The sequence below is a fragment of the Acinetobacter sp. G18 genome (genome assembly GCF_052660225.1).
Genome location: NZ_CP109658.1, coordinates 1,382,891 through 1,409,091, shown reverse-complemented (window position 1 = coordinate 1,409,091; position 26,201 = coordinate 1,382,891). Strand labels below are relative to the sequence as shown.

Below are 26,201 nucleotides of genomic sequence, written 5' to 3'. Positions count from 1 at the left end.
GACTGTCGCTTAGTAAAATTCTCAACTAAGCACTTTATTTTTTTAATTTCATGCCAAGATAGACATTAATACTGCAAAAGTGGAGTGAAAACTTTGGAAGCGCGCGTAATCGGTCTAGAAAAATTAGGGAAACACGATGTCGAACTCGTAGGTGGGAAAAACTCATCTTTGGGTGAAATGATCAGCCATTTATCAAATGCTGGTGTATCGGTACCTGGTGGTTTTGCAACAACTGCTGAGGCCTATCGTGAGTTCTTAGACCAAAGCGGTCTTAACGCTCGAATTCAAGCAGAACTTGCACAACTTAACGTCGATGATGTAAATGCACTTGCAGAAACAGGCGCTAAAATTCGTCAATGGATTGTAGAGACTCCACTCACTGCAACCTTAGAACAAGAAATTCGCGCCGCTTTTACAGAACTCTCTAACGGCAACCCAGATATCGCGGTTGCCGTTCGTTCATCTGCAACTGCTGAAGATTTACCAGATGCATCTTTCGCAGGTCAACAAGAAACTTTCTTGAATATTCGTGGTGTTGATAACGTACTTATCGCCATCAAAGAAGTATTCGCTTCTTTATATAATGACCGTGCTATTTCTTACCGTGTACACCAAGGCTTCGATCATGATGTTGTCGCATTATCTGCGGGCGTTCAGCGTATGGTTCGTTCTGAAACTGGCGCTGCGGGTGTAATGTTTACACTCGATACTGAGTCTGGTTTCCGTGATGTTGTATTTATTACTGCATCTTATGGCTTAGGTGAAATGGTTGTACAAGGTGCAGTTAACCCTGACGAATTTTACCTATCTAAACCATTATTAAATGCTGGCAAACATGCGGTATTACGCCGTAACTTAGGCTCTAAGCACCAAAAAATGATTTATGGTGAAGAAGGTTCAGCTGGCAAATCAGTTGTTGTTGTTGATGTTGAAAAACAAGAGCGTCAACAATTCGCATTAAATGATCACGAATTACAAGAATTAGCAAAACAAGCGCTTATTATTGAGCAGCACTACGGTGCACCAATGGATATTGAATGGGCAAAAGATGGTGACGATGGTCAAATCTATATTGTCCAAGCTCGTCCTGAAACCGTTAAGAGCCGTCAAAATGTCGGCACAATGGAGCGCTACCTACTTAAACAAAGAGGTACTGTTCTTTGTGAAGGTCGTTCAATTGGTCAACGTATCGGTTCTGGTAAAGTTCGTATTGTTAGCTCAATTAAAGAAATGGACAAAGTACAAGACGGTGACGTACTTGTATCTGACATGACTGATCCAGATTGGGAACCAGTAATGAAACGTGCTGCCGCGATTATCACTAACCGTGGTGGTCGTACGTGTCACGCGGCAATTATTGCTCGTGAACTTGGCGTACCGGCAATCGTAGGTTGTGGTAACGCAACTGAAGTATTGACTGACGGCCAAGAAGTTACTGTTTCTTGTGCTGAGGGTGACACTGGTTTCATCTACGAAGGTGCATTAGATTTTGAAGTTCAACGTAACTCTGTTGAGTCCATGCCTAAACTTTCATTCAAAATCATGATGAACGTAGGTAACCCTGACCGAGCTTTTGACTTTGCTCAAATTCCAAACGAAGGTATTGGTCTTGCTCGTTTAGAATTCATTATTAACCGCATGATCGGTGTTCACCCTAAAGCGCTTCTTAATATTGAAAGCTTACCTCGTGAAACTCGTGCTGCTGTAATGACACGTACAGCTGGCTATGCATCACCTGTAGAATTCTATGTTGAAAAACTAGTTGAAGGTATTGCAACACTTGCTGCAGCGTTTGCTGACAAACCAGTAATCGTTCGTATGTCTGACTTTAAGTCAAATGAGTACGCAAACCTTATTGGTGGTAAGTTATACGAACCGGAAGAAGAAAACCCAATGCTTGGCTTCCGTGGTGCAAGCCGTTATGTTTCAGATAACTTCCGTGACTGTTTTGAACTTGAATGCCGTGCACTTAAAAAAGTTCGTGATGAAATGGGTCTAACCAATATCCAAATCATGATTCCTTTCGTGCGTACAGTATCTGAAGCAAAACGTGTAATTGAGCTACTTGCTCAAAATGGCTTGAAACGTGGTGAGAACGGCTTAAAAGTAATCATGATGTGTGAATTACCAACTAACGCATTGTTAGCTGAACAATTCCTTGAACACTTTGATGGCTTCTCTATCGGCTCTAACGATTTGACCCAATTAACACTTGGTCTAGACCGTGACTCAGGTATTGTTTCTCACTTATTTGACGAACGTGATGCTGCTGTTAAAGCACTTCTTTCTATGGCAATTCATGCTTGTCGTAAAGCGGGCAAATATGTGGGTATCTGTGGTCAAGGACCATCTGATCACCCTGACCTTGCAAAATGGTTAATGGAACAAGGTATTGAGTCAGTGTCTCTTAACCCTGACTCAGTTTTAGATACATGGTTCTTCCTTGCTGAAGAAAAAATCAAGCAAATCTAATTTGTTATAGAAAAAGACCCATCCGTGGGTCTTTTTTCATCTTTAGAATAGAGAATTTTTACTTATGCAAATTTACTTGGCACGTAATAATCAACAAGCTGGGCCTTATACCTTAGAACAACTAAATCAGATGTTGGCAAGCCAACAGGTTTTACTCACTGATTTAGCTTGGCATGAAGGCATGACAGAGTGGAAAGCTTTAGGAGAATTAACCCAAGGTAAACTTGTATATCAACCTACGGGTTATTCTGCTTTTTCAGCAAATACAAATACGACTCATAATGAGACAATTCAGCACATCCGTGTAGAAACTAAAGCACATGAACTTGCTTCAATTTCATCTCGTGCTCTTGCAAAAATTATTGACTTATTACTTTGGTTACCTATTGCAGCCATTCCTTCTTTCTTCTTTAACGAAGCTCAATATAAGCAACTTTTTGAGTTACAAAAACAGATGCAATCTGCAGAAGTTGCCTCAACTAAAGCAGCAGAACTTCAACAACAGCTTTTTACGCTTATTCCGATTGAAGCATGGCATACAATGTTAGTTTATGTCGTCATCATGCTCGCTATCCAAGCTTTTCTTTTAACTAAATTTGGTCAAAGTATTGGCAAGAAAATTGTCGGAATTAAGATTGTCGATGCTGAAACTAATGGTAAAGTTAATTTAACGCGTGTGTTCTTACTCAGAAGTATTGTTTTCATTATATTAAACTTACTGTTTATGCCTATTAGCACAATTATTGACTATGCTTTTGCATTGGGCCAAAAACGACAGACTCTACATGACAAAATTGCAAGAACAAAAGTGATCAAATGAGTGTGAATGACTCATTCATTTAAAGTCTAAAAAAAAGGAGGCACCCCACCTCCTTTTTTCTATAGAGAATTGATATTTAAATAAAAGCTCTATCAAGATTCGATACCCTACAAAAAAAATCGGGTTTTAAAACAATTATTTCAAGCTGCTTTATGTGTAGCTTAGTTTGTCGATATGAGGCATAATGCCCTACAACGTAGCGGTGTCGCATCATTGAGAAGTCTAAATTTTTAAGACTAGCATTCTCAATCATGCGACACTTTAATCGCTATCCCATATTTAATTAGGGAATGGGACTCTTCACCGAGGTTGTAAAATGAGACAAACGATTTTAGCTGTATTGTCTTTATCAACGCTTGCCGCACTTTTGACTGGGTGTGGTGGTGATATGGTACTTCTAAACTCTAAAGGTCCAGTTGGTCAAGGTCAAAGTGACCTTATGATGACTGCGATCTATTTAATGTTACTTGTGGTGATTCCTTCAATCATCATGGCATTATGGTTTGGTTGGAAATATCGTGCGTCAAATAAAGATGCAGACTATAAACCTACATGGGCACACTCAACTGCAATTGAAGTTGTAGTATGGGGTATCCCTGTCATTATTATTGGTATTTTAGCTTGGTTAACTTGGTGGGGTTCCCACAAGTATGACCCATACCGTCCTTTAGAATCAGATAAAGCACCTTTAACTATTCAGGTTATTGCTGAACAGTTCAAGTGGATCTTTATTTATCCTGAACAAAACATTGCGACTGTTAACGAAGTACGTTTCCCAGAAAAAACTCCGTTAAGCTTCAAAATCACTTCTAACTTCACAATGAACTCATTCTTCATTCCACAGTTAGGCGGTCAGATTTACGCAATGGCAGGTATGCAAACTCACCTTCATTTGTTAGCAAATGAAACTGGTGTATATCGTGGTTTCTCTTCTAACTACTCAGGCTATGGTTTCTCTCAAATGCGTTTCAAAGCGCATAGCGTTACAGAGCAACAATTCAATGAATGGGTAGCAGCTGTTAAGGCTGGTAAGGGTTCAACTATTAATCCAGAAGCAGTTCAAAAAGCTACGCTTGACCAAGCTGAATTGGCAACCTTACGTGATGGCGACCGTTCTAAGCACCAAATCGAGCATTTAGTAAATCGTGCTAAAGCTGCTGGTGATCAAGAAGCACTTGCTAAAGCAGAAGCGATGAAACCGTTCCCGACTAAGCCGCACCCTGTGACTTATTACTCTTCAGTTGAACCAAAACTGTTTGAAACAGTTATCAACCATTATATGAGTAACTATCATGGTGTTGACCACTCTGCTGAACATGCAACAGCTGACACTCATGCTGCAGCTGAACACGCTGCTCAAGGGGAATAAGACATGGATATGATTTTTGGTAAACTGGGTTGGGACTCTATCCCGACAGAGCCAATCGTACTTGTCACCATGGTCCTTATGGCAATTGGTGCAATTGCAGTGCTTGGCGGTATCACCTATTTCAAAAAATGGGGATATTTGTGGAATGAGTGGTTTATTACTGTAGACCATAAAAAAATTGGTATCATGTATATCATCGTATCTGTTGTCATGCTTTTGCGTGGTTTCGCCGATGCAATCATGATGCGTTTACAACTTTTCCTCGCTAAAGGCGGCGGCGAAGGTTACTTACATCCTGACCACTACGACCAGATCTTCACCGCACACGGTGTAATCATGATCTTCTTCGTAGCAATGGGTCTCGTTGTAGGTATGATGAACATCTCTGTACCTTTACAGATTGGTGCTCGTGACGTTGCTTTCCCATTATTAAACTCTTTAAGCTTCTGGTTATTCGCTGGTGCTGCTGGTTTAATGATGCTTTCACTTGTATTAGGTGAATTTGCTGCAACTGGTTGGATGGCTTACCCTCCTCTATCTGGCATTCAATATTCTCCTGGTGTAGGTGTTGACTACTATATCTGGGCACTTCAGGTTTCTGGTCTAGGTACGCTTTTATCTGGTGTTAACTTCTTCGTTACCATCATTAAAATGCGTGCACCTGGCATGAAATTGATGGACATGCCTATTTTCACGTGGACTTCACTTTGTACGGCTGTATTAATCATTGCATCATTCCCTGTATTAACAGGTACACTTGCAATGCTTACTCTAGACCGTTACTTTGGCTTCCATTTCTTCACAAATGAGCTTGGCGGTAGCCCAATGCTTTACGTGAACTTGATCTGGACATGGGGTCACCCTGAAGTATATATCTTGGTATTACCAGCATTTGGTCTATACTCAGAAATCGTTGCAACCTTCTCTCGTAAAGCGTTGTTCGGTTACAAGTCTATGGTGTATGCAACTATCGCGATTACTGTTCTTGCGTTCGTTGTATGGCTTCACCACTTCTTCACCATGGGTGCTGGTGCGAACGTTAACGCGTTCTTCGGTATCATGACCATGGTTATTGCGATTCCTACTGGTGTGAAAATCTTCTCTTGGTTATTCACCATGTATAAAGGTCGCATCACCTTTACTACTCCAATGTTATGGACGCTTGGCTTCCTTGTAACATTCGGTATCGGTGGTTTAACTGGTGTACTTATGGCTGTTCCACCTGCGGACTTCTTAGTACACAACTCATTATTCTTGATCGCTCACTTCCATAACGTAATTATCGGTGGTGTGGTGTTTGGTATGTTTGCCGGCATCATTTACTACTGGCCGAAAATGTTTGGTTGGAAGCTCAATGAAGCATGGGGTAAAGCTGCGTTCTGGTTCTGGTTCTTTGGTTTCTATTTTGCATTCATGCCACTTTATATCCTTGGTTTCATGGGTATGACTCGTCGTTTGAATACATATGACAACCCAGAGTGGGACCCATACCTTGCGATTGCATTATTTGGTGCTGTTCTTGTTGCTATTGGTATTGCATGTTTCTTAATGCAAATCATTGTTGGTTTCTTACAACGCAAAGACAACATGGACCTTACAGGCGATCCATGGGATGCTCGTACGCTTGAGTGGGCAACCTCTTCTCCAGCTCCATTCTATAACTTTGCGCATGAACCAGATGCAAGCGGTGTTGACCGTTTCTGGACTGACAAAGAAAATGGTGTAGCATACGCACGTAACACTAAATATGAAGACATCCACATGCCGACTGATCGTGCTGCTGGTTTTGTCATTGCAATGTTCATTACACTTCTTGGCTTTGCACTTATTTGGCATGTTTGGTGGCTCGTTGTTGTTTCATTCGTTTCTGCTGTTGTTAGCTTGATCGTAAGCTCATTCACTAAGAATGTTGATTACTATGTTCCAGCTGCTGAAGTTGAGCGTATTGAAAACGAACGCTATGCTTTACTTGAAAAACACTTGAAGAAGGACTAAGGAAATGGCTGAAGTACTTCATCACGACAACCATGGCCACGATGGTCATCATGAACATGATGATACAGATTTAACGGTCTTTGGTTTCTGGACATACTTGATGAGTGACTTGATTCTTTTCGGATCACTCTTCATTGCGTTCGCTGTATTAAGCAGTCATGTTCCAGCAGGGACTCCAAGTGCATATGACCTGTTCCATAACTCATTAGGCTATGTGTTAACTGAAACATTTGCCTTATTGATTTCATCGGTAACATTTGGTTTTGCTGTACTTGCATCTTATAAAAAGAATGTAAATCAAGTGATCACTTGGTTATTTATTACATTCCTTTTTGGTGCAACCTTCATCGGTATGGAGCTCTATGAATTCCATCACCTTGTTGAAGAAGGTCACGGTCCAACTCATAGTGCATTCTTGTCGTCTTTCTTTACCTTGGTTGGTACGCACGGTATCCACGTAACTTCTGGTTTAGTGTGGATGTTAGTATTGATGTATCAAATCAAGACTAAAGGTTTGACTTTACCGAATACACGTCGTCTTGCTTGTTTAAGCTTGTTCTGGCACTTCCTTGACATCGTTTGGATCTGTGTATTCAGCGTCGTTTACTTACTGGGAGTTCTCTAATGAGTAGTCATGAGCATAATGCTGCTGGTGCGTCACACGGTAACTTTAAGCAATACACTGTAGGTTTTATTCTATCTGTTATTCTTACCATCATCCCATTCGGGATGGTGATGGCAGGTGGTTTTAGCCGCGGTCTTTTAGTTACAGTAATTGCTATTACTGCTGTTGCTCAGGTTCTTGTACAACTTGTGTACTTCTTACACATGAATACATCATCTGAACAACGTTGGAATATGATTGCATTTATCTACACAATTCTATGTATCGCTGTACTTTTAATTGGTTCTGTGTGGATTATGAATTATCTTCACTACAATATGATGATCTAAACTGATTGTCATGTTGAGAAAGTATCTATTCCTGACTAAACCAGGAATTCTCTTCGGTAATTTCATTACCACCTTGGGCGGCTTCTTCTTAGCCGCCCAAGGCTCTATAGACATCTTATTATTATTACTCACCCTTATTGGAACAACGTTAGTTGTTGCTTCTGGCTGTGTTGTTAATAATGTTATAGATCAAGATATTGATATAAAGATGCAGCGCACACAAAACCGTGCACTTGTTAAAAAAACCATCTCTCCTACTGTTGCACTTGTATATGCATTTGTACTTGGATTAATTGGTTTTAGCATTTTATGGTTTGGTGTAAACGGTTACGCATTTTTATTTGCAGTCATTGGTTTTGTTGTCTATGTCGGTTTTTATAGCTTGTGGACTAAACGTACCTCAATCCATCAAACCGTTATTGGTAGTATCTCCGGAGCGAGCCCTCCTGTTATTGGTTATACAGCAGTAACTCATCAATTTGATGTGGCAGCCCTGCTTTTGTTTTTAGCATATGGTTTATGGCAAATGCCTCACTCTTGGGCAATTGCAATTTATCGTTTTGATGATTACAAAAATGCAGGAATTCCAATTTTGCCTGTAGCGCGTTCAATTTATCGCACGAAAATTGAATGTGTAATATATATCCTGTTATTTGCAGCTGTTTTGAATGGGTTATATTGTTTTGGCTATACCAATATATTCTTTTTAATTACCTTTAATGCGTTGACCGCATATTGGTTCTACTTATCAATTATTGGATTTAAAGCCGAAAACGACCAACTTTGGGCCAAGCGCTTTTTTCTTTACTCAGTAATCTTAATTACTTTGTTAAGTTTAAGTTTTAGCTTTACCTATCAATCCCCCGCTCCAAATCTTCCTCTCTTTTAATTAAGGGAGGATTTCCTCCTCTAAAACAAGTTTTCATATTTCTTATCAAAAGATTTGTTTTTAGTCTAATTTTTACCTATAATTCAGCCTTCGCATTTTATGCGACGTAGCTATTTATATTATATTTTAGCTATGACTCCTTGCTTCTAATTTTTTAGGGGCTGTTTAAACCGTAAGGAGCTGACAATGCGTCATTACGAAATCGTACTTTTGGTACACCCAGACCAAAGCGATCAAGTTGTAGGTATGGTTGAACGCTATATCTCTCAGATCAAAGAAGCTGAAGGTCAAATTCACCGTTTAGAAGATTGGGGCCGTCGCCAATTGGCTTACCCAATTAACAAAATTCACAAAGCGCACTACATTCTTATGAATGTTGAATGTGGTCAAGCTACGCTTGATGAGTTAGAAGAATTATTCCGTTATAACGACGCAATCATTCGTAACCTTATCATCCGTCGTGAACACGCAATCACTGAAGAGTCATTGCTTGCTAAGAGTGCTGAAGAAAAGCGTGCGCGTAAAGCTCAACGTGAAGAAGCACAGCAAGTTGCTCAAGAAGCTGAATAAGGAGAACATCAATGGCACGTTTTTACCGTCGTCGCAAGTTCTGCCGCTTTACAGCTGAGAATGTTGCGTACATCGACTACAAAGATATCGACACTTTAAAACAGTACATCACTGAAAACGGCAAGATTGTTCCTAGCCGTATCACTGGTACTAAAGCTCGTTATCAACGTCAATTAGCACTTGCTATCAAACAAGCTCGCTATTTGTCTTTGATTCCGTACACTGACAACCATAAGTGAGGTGATCTGTGGACGTTATCTTATTACAACGCATTAAGAACCTTGGTAAATTAGGCGATAAAGTATCAGTTAAAGCTGGTTACGGCCGTAACTTCCTTATCCCTCAAGGTAAAGCAGTTGCAGCTACTGAAGCTAACACTGCTGCTTTTGAAGCTCGTCGTGCTGAACTTGAGAAGCAAGAAGCTGAAATTTTAGCTGCTGCTCAAGCACGTGCTGAACAATTGAATGAAGTTAACATCGTTATCACTGCTAAAGCTGGTGACGAAGGTAAACTCTTCGGTTCTATCGGTACTCGTGACATCGCTGACGCATTAACGAATGCTGGTCTTACAGTTGACCGTGCAGAAGTTCGTTTACCTAATGGTGCGCTTCGTCACACTGGTGAATTCAACATCGCAATTCAATTGCATCATGATGTTGTTGCAGAAGTTCTCGTTACTATCGTATCTGAGTAATTTCTCATCAAAAAAAAGAGCATGCTCACGCATGCTCTTTTTTTATCTCTTAAATTTATGCAATAAAATTAGATATATTAATTCCTGATCAGTTCTTCAGTTTAATTGGTTTTTTAATTAGGTAGTTTATTTATTTTTGTTTTAAGATAGTTCTCGGCTTAAAACCCTTTTTTGTGTACACATTTTATCATCAGGTCTAATTATGTCTCAGGCGAATGCCACTTCTTTAACGCTTTCATCTCCAACAGAAAATAAGACGAGTGAATCAGGCCAACTTAAAGAGTTTCGCACTCCCCCACACAATTTAGCCATCGAACAAGCTGTGCTTGCTGCGCTGATGACTGTTGCTGAATCTTTTGAGCAAGTCAGCGATCTACTCAAAGAAAATGATTTTTATGCCACTCGCCATAAATATATTTATCGCGCGATTGAAAAATTGGCACAGGAAAATTCACCGTACGATGCGGTCTTAGTGAATGACTGGCTTTTAAAACAAAATTTACTTAGTGCAATCGGTGGTGAAGAATATTTGATGCAGCTTATGGCTGACTCGCCTTCGAGTTTCTATAACCTTGAAACTTATGCGACCAAAATTAAAGAATTCTCTACGCTACGTAGCATGATTAAAGTCAGTACTGAAATTTTGCAAAATGCTTATGACACAAAAGGTCGAGGTGTGAGTGAAATTTTAGATTTGGCTGAAACCAGTATTTTTTCTTTAGCAGAACAGCATAATAACAACAAAAAAGATTCTGGCCCTAAAGCAATTAGCTCTGTAACTGCTGATGTGATTAGCAAACTTGATGAGCTCTCAAAACTCGATGGCAATATTACAGGCTTAACCACAGGCTTCTTAGAACTTGATAATAAAACTTCTGGTATGCAACCGGGAGATTTAATTATTGTCGCAGCACGTCCATCTATGGGTAAAACTACCTTTGCAATGAACTTGGTTGAAAGTGTTTTACAATACAACCAACTCCCCGCTCTGGTATTTTCTATGGAGATGCCAGCAGACTCAATTGCTATGCGTCTAATTTCGGCAATGGGTAAAGTTCACCAAGGACATTTACGTTCAGGTAACTTAGATGCCGATGAATGGACTAAAGTTACAGGTACCATCCTGCAACTTCAGCAAATGCATTTGTATATTGATGACTCATCAGCCTTACCTCCAACCGAACTCCGTGCTCGTGCTCGCCGCGTTGCCAAAATGCATGATGGTAAAATCGGCTGCATCATGGTCGACTATTTACAGCTCATGAAAGTGCCGGGTATGGGTGACAACCGTGTTGGCGAGATCTCGGAAATTTCACGTAGCTTAAAAGCATTAGCGAAAGAGATGCAATGTCCTGTTATCGCACTTTCTCAGCTTAACCGAAGTCTGGAAAACCGACCAAACAAGCGCCCAGTAATGTCTGACTTACGTGAATCGGGTGCGATTGAGCAGGATGCCGACTTAATCATGTTTATTTATCGTGATGAAGTCTATAACAAAGAATCTAAAGAAGCAGGCACCGCAGAAATTATCATTGGTAAACAACGTAACGGACCTATTGGTACGGTGCGTCTTGCCTTTGAAGGTCAATACACTCGTTTTAGTAATCTCTCTCCTGAGTATTACAGCCAATATGATGATGAAGAATAAACTCTATCTCTAGCCCAAAGGAGTAAATGAGGGTGCGTCAAGCAACAGTTTATATTGATCGCCAAGCGCTTCAATATAATTTAAACCGTGTCAAACAACTCGCAGCAAATTCAAAAATCGTAAGCATGGTCAAAGCCAATGCTTACGGACATGGAGTCAAAGACTGTTTAGCAGCCTTAAATGCCTCAGATGCCTTTGGTGTCGCCTGTCTACAAGAAGGCTTGGAAATTCGACAACTCGGATTTAAGCAACCTGTAACTTTAATTGAAGGAGTGTTTTCTGAAGAGGAAATGCCTATCGCTATTAAAGAAAAATTTGAATGTATAATTCACCATCAACAACAATTTGAGTGGTTAATTAAATATAAACAAGCCTATATCGCCCAAGGTCTAAAAGTATGGGTTAAGCTGAATAGCGGTATGAACCGCTTAGGTTTTAAAAATCCTGAAATTATTGAAGTTATTAAAACTTTAAAATCTGAAGGATTTACTTGTGTACTTGCGATGCATTTTGCCAATGCAGATGTAGACCACCCACTTAACGAGCAGCAAAAACAACAATTTTTGCACGTAAAACAAGCTTGTGATCCAGTTTTAGCCTCTTGTTGTAATTCAGCCGCTATTTTTAAATGGCCAGAACTAAATTTCGACTACGTACGGCCTGGTATCATGCTCTATGGAGCTTCTCCTTTCGCAGATAAAACCGTACATGAACTTGATTTAAAACCAGTCATGACATTCAAAGCAGAAATTATTGCACTAAACCACATTCAAGCTGGTGAACATGTGGGTTATGGTTCTAATTTTTGTGCTCAACAGGCTATGGATATCGCTATAGTTTCTATTGGTTATGGTGACGGTTATCCACGAGCTTATATAAAGCAAAATTTTGTCGCTGTTGATGGCAAACTTTGCCCAGTTGTAGGGCGAGTTAGTATGGATATGATTGCAATTGATGTCACAAATACCCAAGTAAAACTCGGTACTCAAGTTGAACTTTGGGGTAAACATCGTTTAGTTGATGATGTTGCTGATGCAAATGGCACAATTGGTTATGAATTACTTTGTCGCTTAAGTACTCGACCAGTCCGCCAAAGCACTTAATAATTTAATCAATAAAAAATCCAAGCTCAGCTTGGATTTTTTATTTAAAGTCATTTTTAACGCCAATAATCATCAGTAGGTTTTGGCATTTCTTGCAGTCCACGGCGTAAAGTATCCGACCACTGATGACTTATTTGTGAAAAATAAGGATCATCTTCACTAATTCGCTTCCCCATAGGGATTACAAAACTATCTTTAGTATAGACTAGCGCATCTAAAGGTAAACCTACCGAAACATTAGAACGCAACGTCGAGTCAAACGAGATTAAGCTACAGCGTAGCGCATCATCCAACGGCATAGCATAATATAAAGCACGATCTAAAATAGGCTTACCGTATTTACTTTCACCAATTTGAAAGTAAGGTGTATCTGTCGTTGCACAAATAAAATTACCTTGTGGATAAACATTATAAAGCTGCATATCGCCGCCTTTAATTTGCCCACCCACTAAAATACTACAGGCGTAATTCATTTGTTCTTGAGTATCCGAGCTAATATCCTCTAAAACATTTTTTAAAGTCTTACCAACTAGATCAGCCACTTCAAACATTGTGTTAATACTATATAGATTAGGCTCTTGCTGCAAAGTAAGGGCATTTTGCAAATGCCCGATAACCGCTTGTGTTGTTGCTAAATTACCTGCTGTTTGCAAAGCAATAAATCGCTCACCCGTCACACCAAAAGTATGAAGTTTACGAAACACAGAAATATGATCGACCCCTGCATTAGTTCGAGTGTCACTTATAAACACCAAACCCTGCTCTAATCTCAGTGCACAACAATAGGTCATTTCGCTCTCTTCACATTCAACAGGCCAACACTTGAACCACAGACATCATATTTTCGACTCCACCTTTTTCTCTCACACCTCGAATCGGCGCAACATCAAGATAGTCTCGACCAACCGCAAGATAAATATGATGCATTGGTGTAAACAATTGATTGCTTACATCAAAACAATACCACTGATTATCTAAAAATACCTCCGCCCAAGCGTGACTGGCAAGGTGGGGGGAATTTTGATCAAATAAATAACCAGAGACATAACGTGCTGGTAATTGTAACGCACGGCACATAGCAATTAAAACATGTGCATGATCTTGGCATACCCCCTGTCCTGCATGAAAACCCTCTGTAGCAATCGTATGAACAGAGGTACTATCTGGTTGATAAGGCATCTTTTGCAAAATATTTTCACTCAGTAAAGCAATATGTTTTCTATCTTTTACCGTTACAATTCTCCTAGCAAAATCCAACATTTCGGAATCATATTTTGTGGCTTCCGTATTTTGAAGAAATAGGCTCATAGGTATAGATACATCTACTCCACCTATTTCTGTATTAAGAAGCTCGACAATCCCTTGCGCCATAAAAGTTAAATGCTGATACTCATAGCGCTGAGTAGCCGTTAACCAAATATTATTAAAGATATCCCTTTTGAGAGTTTTATCTCCAGGCACACTGATTGCCCAATTCAAGACATGCTGATGTAATGATGTTTGAGGCATCATTTTAATATACTGAATACTGTTTTTAGCAGTTTCCGTATAGTGATAATGCGTTTGATGATTGATCATCAGTTTCATAATTATGCCTCGAACATATATTCCAACTGCTGTGTGAAATTATAGTAACCCTCCCAATTTGGATGATCTTTCAACAATGTCCACACTTCATTTAATTTATCCCACCCTAAGTCATTAAGTCGTTTGAGTAATTTTTCCAAATCTTGTAAAAGCACTGTAAGGTCTTGTTGAAAACGTAGTTGTATATCGAATTGTTCTATCTTTTGGCCCAATTGCAGAAAAAGGGCAATATCCTCATGTTCAGCACTAAGTATTTGATTACATTTATCCAAAGCCTGATTTAATGAATCAGGGTTAGCTTGAATAGACTTAATCGCATGATTCAATTCTGCATACGCACTAGAAGATAATATTCCTCTTAATTCATGGATATTATCTTTGGCAATAGCGAACTGGTTCAGTAATGAATATGTTTGTTGAGTATCTAACATATAGCAATTCAGTAATTCCGCTTGCTCAATAACCAACCCAAATGCTGATGCAAATTGACTTGCTTTTTCATCATTTGTAAATGGCAAGTGTGATACAGCAAATTTAATCCGCATTAAATAACGGCCTAACCAATAAATGTGGTGTGCACTCGAATTGAGTAAAACCATAAATTTCCTCTTTAACCAACGATTAGGAATGTAATGTCTCAACAACCCATGTATCTTTAATACCTCCTCCTTGTGAGGAATTTACGACTAAAGATCCTGCCTGCATGGCTACTCGTGTTAAGCCTCCAGGTACAATTTCAGTACGATATGGAGAACTCAATACAAACGGTCGTAGGTCAATGTGACGTTCAGCCACCCCTGATGTTGTTAAAGTCGGTGCAACAGATAAAGCTAATGTGGGCTGCGCAATATATTCATGCGGTGTAGCAATCAGTTTTTTTCTAAATTCATCAATTTCACATGAGCTCGCTTTAGGTCCTATTAACATGCCATAACCACCAGAACCTTGAGCTTCTTTAATTACTAATTGATCAATATGAGTGAGTACATAATCCAAATGTTCTTTTTCTCGACATTGATAAGTAGGTACATTCTTTAAAATTGGTGTTTCTCCCAAATAATATTGAATCATCTGATCAACATATGGATAAATTGATTTATCGTCAGCAACCCCTGTACCTGGTGCGTTGGCAATCACTACATTTTTCTGTAAATAAGCAGACATAAGCCCCGCCACCCCAAGAGCACTATCAGGTCGAAATGCAAGTGGATCTAAGAAATCGTCATCTAAACGTCGATAAATCACATCAACTTTTTGGCGTCCGCGAATGGTTTTAACAAAAACTTGATCATTTTCTACAAATAAATCTCGGTTAGTAACCAGTGGCACATCCATTTCACGCGCTAGAAAAGCATGCTCATAATAAGCACTGTTAAAACGCCCAGGAGTTAAGACCACAATAAAGGGTTGATCAACTTCTGAATTTTCTTGAAGTATTTCTTTTAATAAACCTGGATAATGTTCAATTCCTTGTAAATTATTGGCAGCACAAAGCTCAGGCATAAGTTGTTGACTAATATTTCTACTTTCAATCATATATGACACGCCAGAAGGTGTTCGTAAGTTATCTTCTAGTACAAAGAACTCCCCATCACCATCACGAATAATATCTATTCCACTAATTTGAGAATAAATTTTACCTTTTAGTGAATGCTTGAGCATATGTGGCTGAAAAGCCTCATGACAAACAATCTGGTTCTCTGGAATTAATTTCTCCTTTAAAATATGTTGTCCATGATAAATATCATCTAAAAAGTAATTTAAAGCTTTAACTCGCTGCGCACAGCCTGCTGCAATTTTTTCCCATTGTTTTTTTTCAATAACTCTTGGAATTAAATCAAAAGGAATCGTCCGTTCTGCGCCCTCTTTATCACCGTATACATTAAAAGTAATCCCTTGATAGAGAAAATGCTGTTTGGCCTGAGCATTTAATTGCTTAAGTTCATCTAAGGTACGAATACTCAACCATTGCTCAATTTTTTTAGAAGCTGCACCATTAAACGTTACATCATCTAACATCTCATTGAAAAACTGCGATTTTAGTTGTTCAAATAAATTCGTCTGTACAGAAAGATTTTCTATAAACGATGGACTCTGGTTAAGTAATGCTGCGTTGGTCGCCTGCTCTTGTAAAAAATATTCAATATCGGCTTGTAGGTCTTTCTCTTGTTCTGACATAGCAACCTCGTCTTATCATTTATCTATATTTCATTTTTAAATAAGCAATTTCAGTGCCACTTATATATCTATAATACTTATTGGCTTTCATTGTTATAACTTTCTTCTAAATTTTAGCATTGATTGTAACGGCAGCCAAAAACTGAATCTGACAAACTTGCTAAATGTGTAAAGTTTTTTTATTGTGGTGACACCAAAGCAATTGGATATAGATTTATTACGCTTATGTCTGTAATAGAAAAAGAAACTTCAAATAGTTTATATCGCCAATGGCAGATTTTATCTCGCCTCCCTACCGGTAAATGGATCGGAACTCGAGAATTACAAGAAATGCTTGAGCGTGAAGGTATTGAAATCAGTTTAAGGACAATTCAGCGTGATTTAAATCAAATTGCTCAGCGTTTTCCAATTGAAAGCAATAAAGCCGTACCTCAAGGCTGGCGTTGGCAATCAGATGCTCCAATTCAAAGCTTACCGCATATGACAAGCTCTCAAGCGGTGACCTTTATGATGGTTGAAGAACATCTCAAACATTTGCTTCCACCTAGCCTATTAGATGAAATGGGGCCTTGGTTTGACTTGGCAAAACGGAGTCTATCTACACAGAATAATGTAAGGCAATGGATTAATCGTGTACGCATTGTGCCAGCAAGTCAGCCGCTTATTCCACCTGTAGTCGATCGTGCTGCTCAACAAGCTATATACGAAGGCTTGCTACAAGACAAACAAATTGAATGTGTATATCAAGCTCGTGTAAACCAAGGTGAAGACAAAACTTATATTTTAAATCCACTTGCTTTGGTCCAAAAAGGTGCTGTCATTTATTTAATTTGCACCCGACATGACAAAACTGAAGTACAAACATTTGCTTTGCACCGTTTCAGATCAGCAAAAGTTTTAGAAAGTCGTGCGCTTCACCCCGTCAACTTTGATATTGATCACTATATTGACTCAGGTGCTTTAGGTTTTAGAGTAGATTACAACCAACCTACAGAGTCTATTCAACTCACATTAACAATGACTGAGCAAACCGCTAAAACTTTTTATGAAAGCCAGTTAAGTAAAGATCAAACAATTACTCCAATTGAAGAAAACATTGTCGAAGTTACTGCGACTGTTCCATTTACATCTCAACTGGTGTGGTGGCTACGAAGTTTTGGGAAAAAACTACTACGTATAGAACCTATTCAAGTAAACAATGCTGTACGAGAAATTGATTCTGAGAATAAATAGATATAAAAAAGAGAACCATAAGGTTCTCTTTAGATTTTGAATTATCATTTTCTTAATTTTATATTGGCATTTATATTTTTAGTTATGTTCAGATCAGTATGTTCTCCCCCGCCAAAACTGATCTGCCTCTTGTCTTGTTTTGCGCTATTTTGAACATGAGCATTGGCATGCCATTTCATCTCTATTGTAACGAATCGATTTCATTGTCATATTTAAAGCCCTCTTGTTTGAACGTGAATTTAATATAACCTTCGTTTTGAAACCTGTGAAATAAGAAAAAAAGGAAGTGAAATCTATTTTCTTCCTTAGGAAATTTCCATATATTTTTTGATCAGAAAATAAAAAAGCCCAGTATAAACTGAGCTTTTTTACATACTAAAATAATTAAGCTGTTTTTCTCATCATGTTATTTTTACGAATCGTGATCATTACAAGCTGAACAGCAGCTGGGGTAACACCAGGAATACGACTCGCTTGAGCTAACGTTTCTGGAAGAACAGTTTTCAATTTCTGAGTAATTTCACGCGATAGACCAGAAACAATATCATAATCGAAATCGGCTGGAATTTTGGTTTCTTCAAGACGCTTTAATTGAGCTACATCTTCATGCTGACGGTTAATATAACCTTCGTATTTAACAGCAATTTCAATTTGATCACCAACTTGTTCAGAAACTTCCGAACCTGTAAGCTCTGCAATTTGAGCAAAACTAATATTAGGACGTTTGAGTAAATCAATCGCACTACATTCTTTACTCAAGTCAGCACCAGTCATTTCGACAAATTTCTTACCCATTGGATTGTTAGGCGCCGCCCACAAATGTTGTAGACGCGATGTTTCGCGCTCAACTGCTTCCATTTTTTCACAATAAGCAGCCCAACGAACATCATCAACCAAACCAAGTTCACGACCAATTGTTGTTAAACGTTGATCGGCATTATCTTCACGTAACATCAAACGATATTCCGCACGTGAAGTGAACATACGGTATGGTTCTTTTGTACCCAAAGTAATCAAGTCATCAACCAATACGCCCATATAAGCTTGGTCACGTTTCGGTGTCCACTCTTCTTGTTCCCAAGCACGGCGTGCAGCATTTAAACCAGCAAGTAAACCTTGGGCACCCGCTTCTTCATAACCGGTAGTACCATTAATTTGCCCTGCAAAATACAAGCCGTTAATTGCTTTGGTTTCAAGGGTGAATTTCAAAGCTTGCGGATTGAAATAATCATATTCGATTGCATAACCCGGACGCAAAATATGGGCATTTTCCATACCACGAATTGAGCGAACAAGTTCAAACTGAACATCAAATGGTAATGAAGTCGAAATACCATTTGGATAAAGCTCATGAGTATCGAGACCTTCTGGCTCTAAAAATACCTGATGTGAGTCTTTATCAGAGAAACGATGAATCTTGTCTTCAATTGAAGGACAGTAACGTGGACCTACACCTTCTATGACACCGGTATACATTGGTGAACGATCTAAACCACCACGAATAATGTCATGCGTTTTTTCGTTAGTATGCGTGATATAGCAGTTCACTTGTTCAGGATGCATCGAAGCATCACCCATGAATGACATCACTGGAGACGGAAAGTCACCCGGTTGTGGTGTCATAACAGAGAAATCAACTGAGCGCGCATCAATACGTGGTGGTGTCCCAGTTTTTAAACGACCTACTGGCAGTTTTAATTCACGAAGACGCTGAGCAAGTGCAATAGAAGGAGGATCTCCTGCACGACCACCGCTTGATTTTTCTAAACCAACGTGAATAACACCACCTAAGAATGTACCTGTAGTCAACACAACAGTTTTTGCGTCAAAGCGAATACCCATTTGGGTAACAACACCCTTAACAGTATCACCTTCAACAATCAGGTCATCGGCCGCTTGTTGGAAAATATCAAGATTTGCTTGGTTTTCTAAAGTCTCACGAATTGCAGCTTTATAGCGAACACGGTCAGCCTGAGCACGCGTTGCACGTACTGCCGCACCTTTACGTGAGTTTAAAATACGGAATTGAATACCACCTTTATCGGCAGCCAAAGCCATCGCACCGCCAAGTGCATCAATTTCACGTACTAAATGTGATTTACCAATACCACCAATTGCTGGGTTACAGCTCATCTGACCCAAAGTCTCAATGTTATGGGTCAAAAGCAAAGTCTGTCGTCCCATACGCGCCGCAGCAAGTGCCGCTTCCGTACCTGCGTGACCGCCACCGATAACGATAACATCATAAACTTTAGGATAGTGCATGAGTACAAAAACACCAGAAAAAAAAGACGGAACATTATAGCAAAATTATCTGCTTATTGATGTACATAATTACAAAATTGTCATCACATGATTTACGCTACACCACATGTTTTGACATTTTGTTGCATGAATTCAATACAAAGTGAATGTTTTTTGAAATATTTCATTTTAGAATAAAAATTGTACAGCACTTATATGACTTTAAAACTAACGCAACTAGAAGGAACACAAAATGAAAAGCACCATGTTAAAAATCTTAACTGCATCTCTCCTTTGTTTTTCAGGCGTAACGTTGACCCACGCTGCGACTAATCATACTGCAAAGTCGACTCATATGGCTAAATCCAGCAAAACAACTCATCATTCTGCCGACTCAAGCAAATTAGTGATGCAAAAAGAACTGAGAGCTTGTGCGAAAAAACGTCAGGGCGAATGGGTGTCTTACAGCCATAATGGGGTAACCTTTAATGGTACTTGCCAACCAAATGAAAATGGCAAATTACAATTTAAAGCCCCTGCTCCTTAATATAGTTTTGACTTAAGGTATAAAGAAATCACTTTATTTTCTTCTATACCACATCATCATTTTCAAAAAGCGGTCCATTAAAGATGGGCCGTTTTCTTTTTTAAAATACTCCAGTCGGCTACAATAGACCTTTAAATAAAATTTTAGGTCCTTTTCGTGAAGTGGTTACAAATACACATTACCGTTGATCAAGAACAAGTTGAATTCACAGAAACACTATTAATGTCTCTAGGTGCGGTAAGCGTAACTCTGGATGATGCCGAAGATCAGGCTCTACTTGAACCATTACCAGGTGAAACACCTTTATGGAATAAAGTAATTGTTACAGGTATCTATCAACAAGACGAACAAGACCCAATCGATGTCGATACATTAGAAGCTTTCTTAAAAGCTCAACTTCCAGATGTGCCAATGCGTCATGAAGAACTTGAAGACCAAGTTTGGGAACGCGCATGGATGGATTATTATGAACCTATTCAAATTGGGGAAAAATTCTGGATCGTACCTGAATGGTTAGAGCCACCAGAAGCAGACGCGACCAATATTAAACTTGATCCAGGTCTAGCTTTCGGCACAGGTAACCATGCAAGTACATTCTTATGCTTACAATGGTTAGGCAAAACTGATGTTAAAGATAAAATCGTAATTGATTATGGTTGTGGTTCAGGTATTTTAGGTGTTGCAGCTTTATTATTAGGTGCTAAAAAAGTCTATGCGACAGATATTGACCCACAAGCTGTTTTAGCAACAAAACAAAATGCTGAGCTCAATGGCGTTCTAGATGGTTTATATGTTGGCCTCCCTGAAGAGTTTGATCAAGAATTCAAACCTCAACAAGCAGATGTTTTAGTTGCAAATATTTTAGCAGGACCTTTAATGGCACTTGCGCCAGAGTTTGCAAAATTAGTTAAATCTGATGGTGAGTTCGCACTTGCTGGTGTAATTGAAGAGCAAGTTGCTGATGTTTCAGGTGTTTATTCTGAATTTTTTGATATATTAGATATTGAAAAGCGCGAAGAAAATTGGTGTCGCATTTCAGGAAAACGCAAAACAATAAACTGAGACTATTTAACTCATGAATGAAAAACAAACCCGCTGCCCTAAGTGTTTAACAGTTTATAAAGTTTCTCTTACCCAGTTAACTGTTGCTCAGGGTATGGTTTGTTGCCCTAAATGTAATTTAAATTTTAATGCTCTTACCAACTTGGTTAGTGTTGAACTACCAGAACCAACAAACTCATCTGTTTTAGCCAATGGTTCTATTCAAACACGATATATGACTCACTCTCATGTGTTAGATATCTTTGATCAAAAAGTTGAAAACTCTAATATTGATCTTCTGACATATTTAAATAATTTAAATTATTTTCATAATGAACCAATCAATGCACTACCTAATCTCAACTTAGCAGAGCAAGCAACCTCCCCCGAACAAGATCATGGTAAAAAACATAGTTGGTTATATTATACGCTTTGGAGTTCGGCAAATCTGATTCTGATTTTGGTTTTCACTTTTCAGATTCTCTGGTTTAACCCAAAACTCATGCAACAGAGTCCTGCTATTAGTCATGCATTTAATTATGTATGCGAAATTTTGCATTGCAGTAGGTCAGCTGAACAATACGAACTTCTTAATATAGAGAAAGTGAAACTACGTAGAATTGATTCAGAACATACACAAGTTTCAGGTGTTTTGGTCAATCAAAATAATAAAAGTATTGAGCTACCAAGCCTGAAACTCAGTTTTGGTTCACAAACTGATCAAGAACAAATCATTTTTACACCTAATCAGTACTTGGTAGAAAATTTACGTGGAATTCAACGTATTCCAACCAATACACCTTTTAGATTCCAATTTGTCTTAAATAAAAGCAAAAAGAGCTTACTAAATTATCGATTAGAAATTGTCCACCCCTAAATTGTAAAAAAAGTGAAAAAAAAATAAAAAAAAATGCAGTTAATTTGCTCACTTTTTCCTAGACAATGGTATGATACGCGCCACGAAAGCTTTGACTCATATACTCCTCGCTCTCAATTCAAAAAATATACTGTTAAGCATGTGTGCTTTTCTAAATTAAGCGCATAGCCTAACTTTTTTTGTTTTTGAGGGGGCTGTAACAAATATTTAACTATTGTTACGCTTATTTTTTACTCAATACGAAGATTTATGGCAAGCTAATTGTTCTTATGTTTTAGAGTCACTGTTTTAGGATCTAAAACAGGACTCCGTATTTTAGACCACATTTATATACTACTTTACCCAAGCTAGTATTTGATTTTCGGATTAACTCGCATGAATAGCAAATCTCCTATTTTTACTGCACAATCTGATGTTGCTCTTCGCATCCACGTGGATCGCGCAGTTCGTCATTATTTTGCACAATTGCAAGGTGAGCAACCATCTCAGGTATATGACATGGTGCTAGCAGAAATGGAGAAACCTCTTTTATCTGTAGTTCTTGAATATACTCGTGGCAACCAAACACGTGCTGCAGAAATTCTTGGACTAAACCGCGGCACTTTACGCAAAAAGTTAAAAGCTCACGGTTTAATGAGTGAATAAATGATAAAATGCTCACGACGTCGTGGGCATTTTTTTATGCTTCTAATTGGTTTTAATCCGTAGACTTGAAATTGTTGACTTGAACATCATGACTATTAAACGTGCTTTGATTTCTGTATCAGACAAAACAGGAATTGTCGAATTTGCTCAAAACCTTGCAGCTTTAGGGGTAGAATTATTATCTACAGGCGGCACATATAAGTTGCTTAAAGATAATAACATTGCTGTTGTTGAAGTATCTGAACATACTGGTTTCCCAGAAATGATGGATGGCCGTGTAAAAACACTACATCCAAAAATTCATGGCGGCATTTTAGCTCGTCGTGGTCTAGACGAAGCAGTTATGCAAGAACACAACATTGATCCAATCGATCTAGTTGTAGTCAACCTTTATCCATTTGCAGCTACAGTTGCTAAACCAAATTGTTCACTTGCTGACGCTATCGAAAATATCGACATCGGCGGTCCAACAATGGTTCGTGCTGCTGCTAAAAACCACGCTTCTGTGGGTATTGTTGTAAATGCTTCAGATTACGATACAGTGATTAACGAATTAAAAGCTGCTGGTTCACTTTCTTATGAAACACGCTTCGATTTAGCTGTTAAAGCATTTGAACATACTGCTCAATATGACGGCATGATCGCTTCTTACTTAGGCGCTCGCGTTGGTAAGACCGAAGGTGAAGCTGATTTATTCCCTCGTACGTTCAACACTCAATTGAATAAAGCACAAGATTTACGTTACGGTGAAAACCCACACCAATCTGCTGCTTTCTATGTTGAAGCAACCGCAAAAGAAGCATCTGTTTCTACAGCAAAACAATTACAAGGCAAAGAATTGTCTTATAACAACATTGCTGACACAGATGCTGCACTTGAATGTGTTAAATCATTTGCTAAACCAGCTTGTGTAATTGTAAAACATGCTAACCCTTGTGGTGTTGCGGTTTCTTTAGACGGCATTAAAGCTGCTTATGATTTAGCTTATGCAACAGATCCAGAATCTGCTTTTGGTGGCATTATTGCATTTAACCGCGAGTTAGATGTTGCAACTGCTCAAGCAATTGTTGACCGTCAATTCGTTGAAGTTATTATTGCTCCAAGTATTGCTGATGGCGTACTTGAAGTGACTGGTGCGAAGAAAAATGTTCGTGTTTTAGTATGTGGTGAATTACCTGCAATTGATGCACGTGCTCCACAACTTGACTATAAACGCGTTAACGGCGGCTTACTTGTTCAAGACCAAGACTTGGGCATGATCACTAAAGATGATCTTAAAGTTGTTACTAAAATCGCTCCAACTGAACAAGAAATTGATGACCTTATTTTCGCATGGAAAGTTGCGAAATATGTAAAATCAAATGCTATTGTTTATGCAAAAAACCGTCAAACTATTGGTGTAGGCGCGGGTCAAATGAGCCGTGTTAACTCAGCGCGTATTGCTGCAATTAAAGCAGAACATGCTGGTTTGGTTGTTGAAGGTGCTGTTATGGCTTCTGATGCATTCTTCCCGTTCCGTGATGGTATCGATAATGCAGCTAAAGCTGGCATCAAGTGCATTATTCAGCCAGGTGGTTCTATGCGTGATGAAGAAGTTATTGCAGCAGCTGATGAAGCTGGCATTGCAATGGTCTTCACTGGTATGCGCCATTTCCGCCACTAATTTAAATTTAGTCCTCCCTAACCCTCCTTTTATTCAGGAGGGTTTTCCACAATAATGGAACTATCTCTCCACTTTGAGAAATAGAGGGGGATGAAAAAGGATTAAAGTTAAGGAACAAATTAAAAATGAATATTTTAGTTTTAGGTAGTGGTGGCCGTGAACATGCTTTAGCATGGAAAATCGCACAAGATACCAAAATTACTCAAGTTTTTGTTGCACCTGGTAATGCTGGTACTGCAACAGAAGAAAAATGCGTTAATGTTCAACTTGATATTTTAGACAACCCAGCAATTATTGCTTTTGCTAAAGAAAATAATGTTGAACTCGTTGTTGTTGGTCCAGAAGCACCATTAGTAAATGGTGTAGTAGATGCTGCACGTGAAGCGGGTGTAAAAATTTGGGGTCCGACTCAATATGCAGCACAACTTGAAGGCTCAAAAGCATTTGCTAAGCATTTTTTAAAACGCCATAACATTCCAACTGCTTTTTACGATGTATTTACTGAAGTTGATGCAGCGAAAGCTTACGTTGAAAAAAATGGTGCACCAATCGTTATTAAAGCTGACGGCCTTGCTGCTGGTAAAGGTGTAATCGTTGCAATGACCAACGAAGAAGCTTTTGCAGCGATTGATGACATGCTTGCAGGTAACAAATTTGGTGATGCTGGTTCACGCGTTGTAATTGAACAGTTCCTTGCTGGTGAAGAAGCTTCTTTCATTTGTATGATTGATGGTAAAAATATTTTACCGATGGCAACTTCACAAGATCACAAACGTATTTTTGAAGGTGATCAAGGTCCAAACACTGGTGGTATGGGTGCTTACTCTCCTGCTCCAGTTGTAACTCCAGATGTTTTTGAACGTGTAATGACTGAAATTATGCGTCCAACTGTTGAGGGTATGGCTGCTGACGGACATGTTTACACTGGATTCTTATATGCGGGTTTAATGATTGATGAACAAGGTCAACCACGCGTAATTGAATTTAACTGCCGTTTTGGTGACCCTGAAACTCAACCAATCATGATGCGCTTAAAGTCATCTCTTGTTGATTTGGTTGAAGCAGGTATTGCAGGTAATTTACCTAAAGAAGCTGAGTGGGATGAGCGTAAGTCAATCGGTGTTGTACTTGCAGCAGAAGGATACCCAGATAGCGTACGTAAAGGTGATGTGATTTCTGGTATCGGCCAATCACCTGAAGATACTAAAATCTTCCACGCAGGTACTGCAACTCGTGAAGATGGTCACATTGTGACTTCTGGTGGACGTGTGCTTTGCGTAACTGCTTTAGGTGACAGCGTTCTTGAAGCACAAATTAATGCTTTAGAAGTATGCGGCCAAGTAACTTTCACAGGTATGCAATACCGTAGTGACATCGGTTATCGCGCGATTGCTCGTGAAAAAGCTGAATAAAAGTTAGCAAAAAAAGCTTCCTATTTAGGGAGCTTTTTTTATTTTGTGCACCAATAGAAGAAAATGATAGAAATTTTTATAAGATTTATTAAGATATCAACAAATAGAAAAAAGCCCTCTATATCAACTACATTTTTATTGCTATCATTAGTACATAGTTGTAACTGTCATCAGACACTGCTGTTTTAATAATTTCCATAAAGACTTGCTCTACAAATTATGCCTGTAGAGAGTTTTTTAATATTCTAAATTTATGAATG

The 26,201-nt window shown here is 38.8% G+C and carries 24 protein-coding genes; 19 read left to right on the top strand and 5 right to left on the bottom strand.

What is annotated here, in order from left to right; translation table 11 throughout:
- The first annotated feature begins 84 nt into the window (after nucleotides 1-84).
- From ppsA to alr, 12 genes are all read left to right on the top strand, one after another.
- Complete coding sequence (gene ppsA, locus NE363_RS06685; RefSeq protein ID WP_445536076.1) at nucleotides 85-2,472, top strand: phosphoenolpyruvate synthase; 2,388 nt, start codon at nucleotides 85-87, stop codon at nucleotides 2,470-2,472.
- 64 nt (nucleotides 2,473-2,536) lie between these two features.
- Nucleotides 2,537-3,292 carry an RDD family protein gene (locus tag NE363_RS06680; protein WP_445536075.1) on the top strand — a complete coding sequence of 252 codons (756 nt, stop codon included), beginning with the start codon at nucleotides 2,537-2,539 and terminating at the stop codon, nucleotides 3,290-3,292.
- Nucleotides 3,293-3,608: 316 nt separating this feature from the next.
- Nucleotides 3,609-4,661: a ubiquinol oxidase subunit II gene (cyoA, locus tag NE363_RS06675; RefSeq protein ID WP_004700839.1), complete on the top strand. Its 1,053-nt coding sequence runs from the start codon at nucleotides 3,609-3,611 to the stop codon at nucleotides 4,659-4,661.
- Nucleotides 4,662-4,664: 3 nt separating this feature from the next.
- Nucleotides 4,665-6,656, top strand: coding sequence for a cytochrome o ubiquinol oxidase subunit I (cyoB, locus tag NE363_RS06670; protein ID WP_019458343.1), 1,992 nt, complete (start codon nucleotides 4,665-4,667; stop codon nucleotides 6,654-6,656).
- A gap of 4 nt (nucleotides 6,657-6,660) precedes the next feature.
- On the top strand, nucleotides 6,661-7,281 hold the full coding sequence (gene cyoC, locus NE363_RS06665) for a cytochrome o ubiquinol oxidase subunit III (protein ID WP_002049203.1): 621 nt from the start codon (nucleotides 6,661-6,663) through the stop codon (nucleotides 7,279-7,281).
- Nucleotides 7,281-7,610 (top strand): cytochrome o ubiquinol oxidase subunit IV, encoded by a 330-nt coding sequence (locus NE363_RS06660; protein ID WP_000094534.1) that lies wholly within the window; start codon nucleotides 7,281-7,283, stop codon nucleotides 7,608-7,610. The genes cyoC and NE363_RS06660 overlap by 1 nt, the downstream gene beginning before the upstream one ends.
- Before the next feature lie 10 nt (nucleotides 7,611-7,620).
- Nucleotides 7,621-8,499, top strand: coding sequence for a heme o synthase (gene cyoE / locus NE363_RS06655; RefSeq protein ID WP_039251506.1), 879 nt, complete (start codon nucleotides 7,621-7,623; stop codon nucleotides 8,497-8,499).
- 186 nt (nucleotides 8,500-8,685) lie between these two features.
- The gene (gene rpsF / locus NE363_RS06650; protein WP_004700831.1) at nucleotides 8,686-9,069 is read left to right on the top strand and encodes a 30S ribosomal protein S6; all 384 of its coding nucleotides are present in this window, start codon (nucleotides 8,686-8,688) and stop codon (nucleotides 9,067-9,069) included.
- Between the two features lie 11 nt (nucleotides 9,070-9,080).
- Complete coding sequence (gene rpsR, locus NE363_RS06645; protein ID WP_000090661.1) at nucleotides 9,081-9,308, top strand: 30S ribosomal protein S18; 228 nt, start codon at nucleotides 9,081-9,083, stop codon at nucleotides 9,306-9,308.
- Nucleotides 9,309-9,316: 8 nt separating this feature from the next.
- Nucleotides 9,317-9,763, top strand: a complete 447-nt coding sequence (rplI, locus tag NE363_RS06640) for a 50S ribosomal protein L9 (protein WP_004700828.1) — start codon at nucleotides 9,317-9,319, stop codon at nucleotides 9,761-9,763.
- A gap of 202 nt (nucleotides 9,764-9,965) precedes the next feature.
- Nucleotides 9,966-11,411: a replicative DNA helicase gene (dnaB, locus tag NE363_RS06635; protein ID WP_004700827.1), complete on the top strand. Its 1,446-nt coding sequence runs from the start codon at nucleotides 9,966-9,968 to the stop codon at nucleotides 11,409-11,411.
- 32 nt (nucleotides 11,412-11,443) lie between these two features.
- A complete protein-coding gene (gene alr / locus NE363_RS06630) occupies nucleotides 11,444-12,514 on the top strand; it encodes an alanine racemase (protein ID WP_445536074.1) in 1,071 nt (356 codons plus the stop codon).
- Between the two features lie 56 nt (nucleotides 12,515-12,570).
- On the opposite strand, the gene NE363_RS06625 is transcribed toward alr, so the two are convergent.
- Genes NE363_RS06625 through NE363_RS06610 form a run of 4 tightly spaced genes read right to left on the bottom strand, consistent with a single transcriptional unit; the run spans nucleotide 12,571 to nucleotide 16,279 of the window.
- Nucleotides 12,571-13,305 carry a proteasome-type protease gene (locus NE363_RS06625; protein ID WP_004700824.1) on the bottom strand — a complete coding sequence of 245 codons (735 nt, stop codon included), beginning with the start codon at nucleotides 13,303-13,305 and terminating at the stop codon, nucleotides 12,571-12,573.
- A gap of 16 nt (nucleotides 13,306-13,321) precedes the next feature.
- A complete protein-coding gene (locus NE363_RS06620) occupies nucleotides 13,322-14,101 on the bottom strand; it encodes a transglutaminase family protein (RefSeq protein WP_004700822.1) in 780 nt (259 codons plus the stop codon).
- A gap of 2 nt (nucleotides 14,102-14,103) precedes the next feature.
- On the bottom strand, nucleotides 14,104-14,700 hold the full coding sequence (locus tag NE363_RS06615) for an alpha-E domain-containing protein (RefSeq protein ID WP_049066018.1): 597 nt from the start codon (nucleotides 14,698-14,700) through the stop codon (nucleotides 14,104-14,106).
- Between the two features lie 22 nt (nucleotides 14,701-14,722).
- Nucleotides 14,723-16,279: a circularly permuted type 2 ATP-grasp protein gene (locus NE363_RS06610; RefSeq protein WP_445536073.1), complete on the bottom strand. Its 1,557-nt coding sequence runs from the start codon at nucleotides 16,277-16,279 to the stop codon at nucleotides 14,723-14,725.
- A gap of 225 nt (nucleotides 16,280-16,504) precedes the next feature.
- Between NE363_RS06610 and NE363_RS06605 the strand changes: the two genes are divergently transcribed.
- On the top strand, nucleotides 16,505-17,512 hold the full coding sequence (locus NE363_RS06605; protein WP_004700816.1) for a helix-turn-helix transcriptional regulator: 1,008 nt from the start codon (nucleotides 16,505-16,507) through the stop codon (nucleotides 17,510-17,512).
- A gap of 384 nt (nucleotides 17,513-17,896) precedes the next feature.
- Here the strand turns inward: NE363_RS06605 and mnmG are convergent, their stop codons facing one another.
- Complete coding sequence (gene mnmG / locus NE363_RS06600; protein WP_107973607.1) at nucleotides 17,897-19,777, bottom strand: tRNA uridine-5-carboxymethylaminomethyl(34) synthesis enzyme MnmG; 1,881 nt, start codon at nucleotides 19,775-19,777, stop codon at nucleotides 17,897-17,899.
- Between the two features lie 232 nt (nucleotides 19,778-20,009).
- On the opposite strand from mnmG, the gene NE363_RS06595 reads away from it, so the two are divergent.
- The 6 genes from NE363_RS06595 to purD all read left to right on the top strand — a co-directional run bounded on the left by NE363_RS06595 (nucleotide 20,010) and on the right by purD (nucleotide 25,941).
- A complete protein-coding gene (locus NE363_RS06595) occupies nucleotides 20,010-20,303 on the top strand; it encodes a hypothetical protein (protein WP_445536072.1) in 294 nt (97 codons plus the stop codon).
- A gap of 156 nt (nucleotides 20,304-20,459) precedes the next feature.
- Complete coding sequence (gene prmA, locus NE363_RS06590) at nucleotides 20,460-21,365, top strand: 50S ribosomal protein L11 methyltransferase (RefSeq protein WP_039251517.1); 906 nt, start codon at nucleotides 20,460-20,462, stop codon at nucleotides 21,363-21,365.
- A 13-nt stretch (nucleotides 21,366-21,378) separates the two neighbouring features.
- A complete protein-coding gene (locus NE363_RS06585; protein ID WP_039251518.1) occupies nucleotides 21,379-22,221 on the top strand; it encodes a zinc-ribbon and DUF3426 domain-containing protein in 843 nt (280 codons plus the stop codon).
- A gap of 375 nt (nucleotides 22,222-22,596) precedes the next feature.
- Complete coding sequence (gene fis / locus NE363_RS06580; RefSeq protein WP_001086304.1) at nucleotides 22,597-22,866, top strand: DNA-binding transcriptional regulator Fis; 270 nt, start codon at nucleotides 22,597-22,599, stop codon at nucleotides 22,864-22,866.
- 88 nt (nucleotides 22,867-22,954) lie between these two features.
- Complete coding sequence (gene purH, locus NE363_RS06575; protein ID WP_004700806.1) at nucleotides 22,955-24,529, top strand: bifunctional phosphoribosylaminoimidazolecarboxamide formyltransferase/IMP cyclohydrolase; 1,575 nt, start codon at nucleotides 22,955-22,957, stop codon at nucleotides 24,527-24,529.
- A gap of 125 nt (nucleotides 24,530-24,654) precedes the next feature.
- The gene (purD, locus tag NE363_RS06570) at nucleotides 24,655-25,941 is read left to right on the top strand and encodes a phosphoribosylamine--glycine ligase (RefSeq protein WP_445536071.1); all 1,287 of its coding nucleotides are present in this window, start codon (nucleotides 24,655-24,657) and stop codon (nucleotides 25,939-25,941) included.
- The last annotated feature ends 260 nt before the right edge of the window (nucleotides 25,942-26,201 follow it).